This is a genomic window from Anabaena sp. UHCC 0399, assembly GCF_034931465.1.
Taxonomy (GTDB): Bacteria; Cyanobacteriota; Cyanobacteriia; order Cyanobacteriales; family Nostocaceae; genus Trichormus; species Trichormus minutissimus.
In genome coordinates this window covers 1-6,659 of sequence record NZ_JAYGGZ010000099.1, presented here as the reverse complement: position 1 = coordinate 6,659, position 6,659 = coordinate 1, and the positions used below count along the sequence as shown (strand labels likewise).

The 6,659-nt window shown below is 39.7% G+C and carries 10 protein-coding genes and 1 pseudogene; 3 read left to right on the top strand and 8 right to left on the bottom strand.

What is annotated here, in order from left to right:
• The 3 genes from VB693_RS28555 to VB693_RS28545 all read right to left on the bottom strand — a co-directional run.
• The coding region (locus tag VB693_RS28555; RefSeq protein ID WP_323269216.1) for a hypothetical protein at positions 1–202 on the bottom strand (202 nt) is incomplete at its 3' end.
• Positions 203–292: 90 nt separating this feature from the next.
• Positions 293–439 carry a hypothetical protein gene (locus tag VB693_RS28550; RefSeq protein ID WP_323269215.1) on the bottom strand — a complete coding sequence of 49 codons (147 nt, stop codon included), beginning with the start codon at positions 437–439 and terminating at the stop codon, positions 293–295.
• 4 nt (positions 440–443) lie between these two features.
• The gene (locus VB693_RS28545) at positions 444–701 is read right to left on the bottom strand and encodes a hypothetical protein (RefSeq protein ID WP_323269214.1); all 258 of its coding nucleotides are present in this window, start codon (positions 699–701) and stop codon (positions 444–446) included.
• A gap of 351 nt (positions 702–1,052) precedes the next feature.
• Here VB693_RS28545 and VB693_RS28540 point away from each other — a divergent pair, with 351 nt between their 5' ends.
• Entirely contained in the window at positions 1,053–2,630 is a 1,578-nt protein-coding gene (locus VB693_RS28540; RefSeq protein WP_323269213.1) for an NAD(P)H-quinone oxidoreductase subunit 4, read from the top strand.
• A gap of 80 nt (positions 2,631–2,710) precedes the next feature.
• On the opposite strand, the gene VB693_RS28535 is transcribed toward VB693_RS28540, so the two are convergent.
• Positions 2,711–2,995, bottom strand: coding sequence for a hypothetical protein (locus tag VB693_RS28535; RefSeq protein ID WP_323269212.1), 285 nt, complete (start codon positions 2,993–2,995; stop codon positions 2,711–2,713).
• A gap of 311 nt (positions 2,996–3,306) precedes the next feature.
• Between VB693_RS28535 and VB693_RS28530 the strand changes: the two genes are divergently transcribed.
• Together VB693_RS28530 and VB693_RS28525 are read left to right on the top strand one after the other, a co-directional pair.
• Positions 3,307–4,026, top strand: a complete 720-nt coding sequence (locus VB693_RS28530) for a Uma2 family endonuclease (protein WP_323269211.1) — start codon at positions 3,307–3,309, stop codon at positions 4,024–4,026.
• A 342-nt stretch (positions 4,027–4,368) separates the two neighbouring features.
• Complete coding sequence (locus VB693_RS28525) at positions 4,369–5,058, top strand: hypothetical protein (RefSeq protein WP_323269210.1); 690 nt, start codon at positions 4,369–4,371, stop codon at positions 5,056–5,058.
• Here the strand turns inward: VB693_RS28525 and VB693_RS28520 are convergent.
• The 4 genes and pseudogenes from VB693_RS28520 to VB693_RS28505 all read right to left on the bottom strand — a co-directional run.
• Positions 5,055–5,270: a DUF433 domain-containing protein gene (locus VB693_RS28520; protein ID WP_323269209.1), complete on the bottom strand. Its 216-nt coding sequence runs from the start codon at positions 5,268–5,270 to the stop codon at positions 5,055–5,057. The genes VB693_RS28525 and VB693_RS28520 overlap by 4 nt on opposite strands.
• 2 nt (positions 5,271–5,272) lie before the next feature.
• Positions 5,273–5,890 carry a Uma2 family endonuclease gene (locus tag VB693_RS28515; protein WP_323269208.1) on the bottom strand — a complete coding sequence of 206 codons (618 nt, stop codon included), beginning with the start codon at positions 5,888–5,890 and terminating at the stop codon, positions 5,273–5,275.
• Between the two features lie 193 nt (positions 5,891–6,083).
• Positions 6,084–6,251, bottom strand: coding sequence for a type II toxin-antitoxin system HicB family antitoxin (locus VB693_RS28510; RefSeq protein ID WP_323269207.1), 168 nt, complete (start codon positions 6,249–6,251; stop codon positions 6,084–6,086).
• Positions 6,252–6,403: 152 nt separating this feature from the next.
• Positions 6,404–6,659 (bottom strand): annotated as a pseudogene (locus tag VB693_RS28505) (serine/threonine protein phosphatase); the annotation flags it as partial.

Here is a 6,659-nt window from a genome sequence, read left to right as displayed (position 1 = left end):
GGCTTGGGAATGGGGGCAGGGTTTGCCGTCGAGTTCTGCGGGGATGATACATCTGAAGCACCCACATCGTCACAGGGTCTTCTGCTGGACGCACATAAGAACCATCAGCTTTAAATAACTTCCTTAGATTTATATGCTGGCGATAGTTCTGCGGTATATTCGCCGGATTTTGGTAAGGATTAGTGAAATCGGAGAAAGGCATGAAGTTATTGCTATGGAAGACAGACTACACAGTAGATAAATGATATGGTATTCTGGGCGATCGCGCTTTATCTATGTATTTCTATGTCTTTTAAATTGCATCTTCAATCTCTTCTAAGCTCACATCTGCCTGTAGCTGATCAATAATGGGTTGAATGTCAATTTGAATTTGACGATAGCGTTTAGTTAGAGTTTTGAGACGGCGTTTGAAGGGAGGAGTAAAACGAACTTCTGCCATAAATCTAGGCTTCAATATCGTCCCAAAGCTCTGAAACTGGGAAAGTTTGTCCTACTGCTGCTTGTCGCACGGACTCTTGCAGATCGGCTAATATTTGTGCTTTTGGCTCTTGTTCATCAATCCAAGCTAAACCACTGACGTTATCAGGATTTACGGAACTCATAAGCTGTTGCCAAAGTTCTATAGGGACAAGTACATCTGTTGTTTCTCCATCTACGTTGGTGACATAACGAATCTGACTAGAAATTCCTGTCTTTATCATATATCGTTTTCAATGTCAATATTTTTGCACCAACTTGCTATTTTCCACAACCACCAAACAGCATGGTCTATTCTAGTAATGCCATTGCATCACTAGAATTGTAGTTTAGCGGCTTTTTGAGTGGAAATTTTGGACTTGCGGTAATATCAAAAATTTAATTAAGCGATCGCACATCATACTCCCCAAGCGATCTTCGGTATCCATCAAGTTAAAAAAGACTCTGAATCGAAAAAGGTGGGATTGCCAATTTGATTAAATCAAACTAACAATAAAAGCCAAATCCTCAAAAAGCTGTTAGTTAATAACTAGTGGCTTTTTGGCAAACATGATTTTGATAGCAGACAAATTGTGATGAATACAGCTAATTTCCCGTGGCTGACGACGATTATCTTGTTACCGATCGCTGCGTCGCTACTGCTCCCCATTATCCCAGATAAAGACGGTAAAACAGTGCGTTGGTACTCCCTGATTGTGGGGCTGATAGATTTCGCACTGATTGTTTACGTCTTTTATACCGGGTATGACTTTTCCAATCCCGACTTGCAATTGGTGGAGAGTTACCCCTGGGTTCCCCAACTAGATTTGAATTGGTCAGTAGGGGTAGATGGCTTGTCTATGCCCTTAATTCTGTTGACTGGATTCATTACCACCTTGGCAACTTTAGCGGCTTGGCCAGTGACACTCAAGCCCAAGCTATTTTATTTTTTGCTGTTGGCCATGTACGGCGGTCAAATCGCCGTGTTTGCTGTCCAGGATATGCTGCTATTTTTCCTGGTGTGGGAGTTGGAATTGATTCCCGTTTACCTACTGCTGGCAATTTGGGGCGGTAAAAAACGCCAATACGCAGCCACCAAGTTTATTTTGTACACGGCTGGCGGTTCGCTGTTTATTTTAATCGCAGCGTTGACAATGGCATTTTATGGCAATGATGTTACCTTTGATATGCGATCGCTCGCTCTCAAAGATTACGCTTTAAATTTCCAATTGTTAATTTACGGTGGCTTGCTGATTGCCTACGCCGTCAAGTTGCCCATTATTCCCCTGCATACTTGGCTACCTGATGCCCACGGTGAAGCTACAGCCCCCGTACATATGTTACTGGCTGGTATTCTTCTGAAAATGGGTGGTTATGCCCTAGTTCGCATGAACGCCCAGATGCTACCCGATGCTCATGCTTATTTTGCCCCGGCTCTGGTAATTCTGGGGGTAGTTAACATCATCTATGCGGCCTTAACATCCTTTGCCCAGCGTAACCTCAAGCGCAAAATTGCATACTCCTCAATTTCTCACATGGGCTTTGTGATTATTGGGTTTGCCTCCTTCACCGATTTGGGATTAAGTGGGGCAGTATTGCAAATGGTGTCACATGGATTAATTGGCGCGAGTTTGTTCTTCCTTGTCGGTGCAACCTATGATCGAACACACACCCTGATGTTGGATGAAATGGGTGGTATCGGTAAGCGGATGCAGAAGATTTTCGCCATGTTCACCACTTGTTCAATGGCTTCCTTGGCATTGCCAGGTATGAGTGGTTTCGTGGCAGAGTTAATGATATTTGTCGGCTTTGCTACTAGCGATGCTTATAGCCCTACATTTAAAGTCATCGTCGTATTTTTGATGGCAGTGGGAGTGATTTTAACTCCAATTTACTTGCTATCAATGTTACGGGAAATTTTCTACGGACAAGAAAACGAAGAATTAGTTTCTCATCAAGCTTTGATAGACGCTGAACCTCGTGAAGTTTTTATCATTGCTTGTCTGTTAGTACCAATTATTGGTATTGGTTTTTATCCCAAGTTACTGACTCAGATGTACGACGCTACAACTGTACAACTGACAGCTAGGTTGCGTGATTCTGTACCCACCTTGGTAGATCAAAAACCAGAAGCAGCAGCAGTTTCTTTGAATGCACCAGCAATTGGTAATTAATTGGGATTTGTTGAGAATTACGAAATTTTAGAACCCCGGTTTCTTGGAGAAATCGGGGTTCTCTGCTCACTATCACAACACTAATTAGGGATGTTGGGGAAAAATAACTTGATAGCTCCGGCTGTCAATGCTAAGACAAAGCCAATTACCACAGAACGATTGATAAATTCTTGGGTATCTAACCGCTTGCCGATGCCCTTAACCTCTGTTTCCAATGCCTTAATTTCTCCCTTGAGTTCAGCTTCAAGTTTGATTTGGCCAATTTTAATATCTGTAATATCTTTTTGTAGGACATCTAGCTTTTGGTTGATTTGCCCTAAGATTTCCTCTAATGAATAAGTGACTGTAATAGGGGTTTGACTCATAAGTTACACTCTTATTAAGAAAATCAAAATATTTTCTATTCCTCCTTAACTTTATTATCCTTTGATAGTGCCTAGCACCGCTAGGCAGAAGTCAAAAGTCAAAAATCAAAAGTCCTGTATTTTAAGATTTTGAACGATTGAGAATGGTATCTTGATTTCCGCCGCGCTTTACTAATATCTGATGAAAACCCACAATTTATAGAGAGTGCGTTATGTCCAGCATATTGATGTACGCTATCTTTAGTTACTTGTTAGTCAATTTATGTTCAATAAATTTCTATATCTAAAATTAGAATCTGTGAAAACCTCTCATGTTAAACTACAATTCGTTACACTGTTTACCATCTTCCGAAGAGCTACCGAACTCCGAGGATACGCCTGTGGATAATGAAATACAAGATTTAATTCCTAGTTTACTCAAAGCTACACTGGCTTTGGTTTGGTTAGACCGATGGGATTGGTACTTTGGTGTCAAGATGGGTATTTATTATGACCCAAAAAAACCAGCGATCGTCCCTGATGGTTTTCTCAGTGTAGGAGTCAAACGTTTTGTTGATGGGGATTTACGCCTCAGCTATGTGCTGTGGGAAGAAGAAAATCCGCCAATTATAGCAATAGAAGTAGCCTCGCCCAAACATCTAGGAGAATACAGCACCAAAAAAGAAGTCTATGCTGAGATGGGAATTTTGTACTACGTTGTGTACAATCCTTTCCGGCGCAAAAATCCGGCTTTGGAAGTCTATCGCCTAGAAGATGGGGAATACTTGCTCATGTCAGGAAATCCCATTTGGTTGCCAGAAATTGGCTTAGGAATTGGGAGGGAACGAGGACTTTATCAAGGAATCGCTAGGGAATGGTTGTATTGGTATGACAATCAAAAACGTAGATTGCTGACACCAGAAGAACTAATTTTCGTAGCACAAGAGAAAGCAAATGTGGAAGAACGGCAACGTTTAGAAGCGGAAGAACGGGTGAAAATGCTAGAAAACAGGTTAAAGGCGTTAGGTTTCGAGCCAGAAACTATAGTGTGAGATCATCTTTGGGTGCGATGCGTGCGATCGCACAATCACAGCATAATGCACTAAGCTTTCACTTTCAAATTCGCCTGCTGAACCTCACATCAAGACTCAGATTTTCGCTTGATGTGAGGTTTAATTTATGGGAGTATCACAAATGTTTGATTTGATTTTTAAACGCAGAGGGGCGCGGAGGTTCACGCGGAGGGGTGCGGAGGGTTAAGCAGAGTATTTTATGATGTTAATTAGCTTGATGGTTGGGGAATTATATCTATTAACGATACTCAGCATTTGACTATGTAATTTATCAAAGTTGGGTGTCTGCTCAATCTATTTAGCAAAATCGTCAAGCTAATTATGGATATAAAATTAGGATTCAGCTCTATCCCAAAACCTCAATATGTCTTTGTCAGCAAGGAAAACGATCACTGTTGGTATATGCTCTCGGATGAGACTCAGCCAATTCCGATTTATGATAGAGCTTTGACAGGATTAATCACAGGCATAGAAGTTAATAAAAAAGTTGAAACATCACACGGTGAATCTGAAAAAACTGATTTGCATATTTTGGCAGATAAACCTTATGTAGTTCGCTCAGGTAGTGAATCGTATTTTTCTAAAAGTTTGTTACTTTCATTGGATGCGTTGACACATGAACAATTATGTCAGCCCCTAACAATTGCAGTTAGCCCTGGTGATAAAACAATCGTATTTTGTACAATCTATAATCCAGTAACTTATCGTGCTGTAGGTGTTAGCTGGGATGGACATAAAGAAATAGATTGGCCAGCTTTAGGGCAGAAAGTTAGTCTGAAAATTAACAATATTCAAAATTCTCATCAAGAGTTAAATTCATCTGAACATCGTGCAGGTTTCATTGCTCAAACTGATACATATTTATCACAATTAAATTGGAGTCCAGAACAGGGACGAGAGTTTTTACAGCAAAAATATGGCAAGCGATCGCGCTATCATCTTTCTGAAACAGAAATGCTAGATTTTATCGATTACCTGAAGCTACAATTAACCCATAGCTACCAAACTTAGCTGTTATTTTTTCTGTCAACTGCGTAGCTGAGACAAGCTAAAATGTCTTCTTGCCTCAAATAAGGAAAATCATCAAGTATTTCTTCGTAGGTCATACCAGAGGCAAGATAAGATAACACATCATACACAGTTATTCGCATTCCCCGAATACAAGGTTTACCGCCTCTTTTTCCTGGTTCAATTGTAATAATATTGTGGTAATTTACAGCCATAATCACAAACTAGCGTTAAAAATTTGTTGTGCAGTTAAATTCAAATTAGGGAAGGTTACAGATTGAATACGGTTGTCACCTCTAAATTTTCTCACAGTATACTCACCTTCTTCTAAACAGCAAACTAAAATAGTAGGCTGTTTAGGATTACCTATAAATTCCCTACCACCATTACCTGTATAATCTACAATCCAGTATTCAGGAATCCCCATTTCTTCATAATCAGCGTATTTTTTCAAATAATCATCACGCCAATTTGTACTTACAACTTCAATAATTAATGGGATTGATATTCCTTGAATGACGGTAGATTCTTTTTTCCATAGACGTTCATTGGTTAAATTGGGGCGATTTAATAACAGCACATCCGGCGAGTAAGCTGATTCATTTTCAGGTGGTTTGACTAATGCTGTCTTGGGTATGAAATAGGGGAGATTTAAACGGATACACTCTCTAGTAATTTCAAAGGCTAAAAATCCAGTTACTTCTTCATGTTCTCCTGTAGGTTGTGGCATTTCAACTACTACTCCATCATGGAGTTCATAACGTTTCCCTGTTTCATCTGGATATTTAGCAACAAACTCATCAAATTTAATTTGCTTGCGTAGGGCTTGAGTCATGGTAAGTCACGAATAACTTAGTTGTATATCTCTTGAGCAGTGTTAGGTCTGATTTAAGCTCCTGCTTGTTATTTTAACTGTCATTAAAATGTATTGATTTGTTAAGTGTATTGAGTGCGATTGTTTTACGCTGAACTTAGGAGATCGCTACCAATATGACTTATTCTGTATGATCAGGACAAAGCAATTTACTCTATATTTTTTGCCCTTCACTAGCAACTTCCAGCCAGCCTTGAATCGCATCTTGTAGCATTTCTAATAGATGTTCGTAGCTATCTCCCCAAGTGTGACATCCTGGTAAAGTTGGTACAGAACCACACCATACATCATCTTCTTGCCAGATAACTGCTTTAATTTTCATTACTCATCATTTTTACAAGACTACGCTTCATTATTTCAGCTTTAGTTTGAGTGCGATCGCTGATTCACTGTACTTTGTTGAATATACGATCGCTCATTTTTAAATTATATTCATCTGTCTGATCACTTTTAGAAAAAAATGAACTGAGATTACTAAAAAGGCCACCATTTAAACTTTGATTTTTGACGGAAGACTTTTGTCGGTTGCCCAGGGTCGCTTTCTAGTAATGTTGGTGATTTCGGGCTTGCAGGCGTATTCACTGTTGGGATGCTGACACTATCAGGCATTAATACTTGAATAGTTGACTCTGGTTCAGAGTATTTTACTTGATAGTGTACTAAAGCAATGGTGACATTATCGTGTCCATTTTTTGTGTTGGCAATTTCTATCAGGCGATCGCTAACATCA

What these genes read in the sequence shown, in the direction of transcription:
- VB693_RS28540 (WP_323269213.1), top strand. Translation starts at nt 1,053, where the DNA reads ATGAATACAGCTAATTTCCCGTGGCTGACGACGATTATCTTGTTACCG.
- VB693_RS28515 (WP_323269208.1), bottom strand. Translation starts at nt 5,890, where the DNA reads ATGACTCAAGCCCTACGCAAGCAAATTAAATTTGATGAGTTTGTTGCT.
- VB693_RS28530 (WP_323269211.1), top strand. Translation starts at nt 3,307, where the DNA reads ATGTTAAACTACAATTCGTTACACTGTTTACCATCTTCCGAAGAGCTA.
- VB693_RS28525 (WP_323269210.1), top strand. Translation starts at nt 4,369, where the DNA reads ATGGATATAAAATTAGGATTCAGCTCTATCCCAAAACCTCAATATGTC.
- VB693_RS28510 (WP_323269207.1), bottom strand. Translation starts at nt 6,251, where the DNA reads ATGAAAATTAAAGCAGTTATCTGGCAAGAAGATGATGTATGGTGTGGT.
- VB693_RS28550 (WP_323269215.1), bottom strand. Translation starts at nt 439, where the DNA reads ATGGCAGAAGTTCGTTTTACTCCTCCCTTCAAACGCCGTCTCAAAACT.
- VB693_RS28535 (WP_323269212.1), bottom strand. Translation starts at nt 2,995, where the DNA reads ATGAGTCAAACCCCTATTACAGTCACTTATTCATTAGAGGAAATCTTA.
- VB693_RS28520 (WP_323269209.1), bottom strand. Translation starts at nt 5,270, where the DNA reads ATGGCTGTAAATTACCACAATATTATTACAATTGAACCAGGAAAAAGA.
- VB693_RS28545 (WP_323269214.1), bottom strand. Translation starts at nt 701, where the DNA reads ATGATAAAGACAGGAATTTCTAGTCAGATTCGTTATGTCACCAACGTA.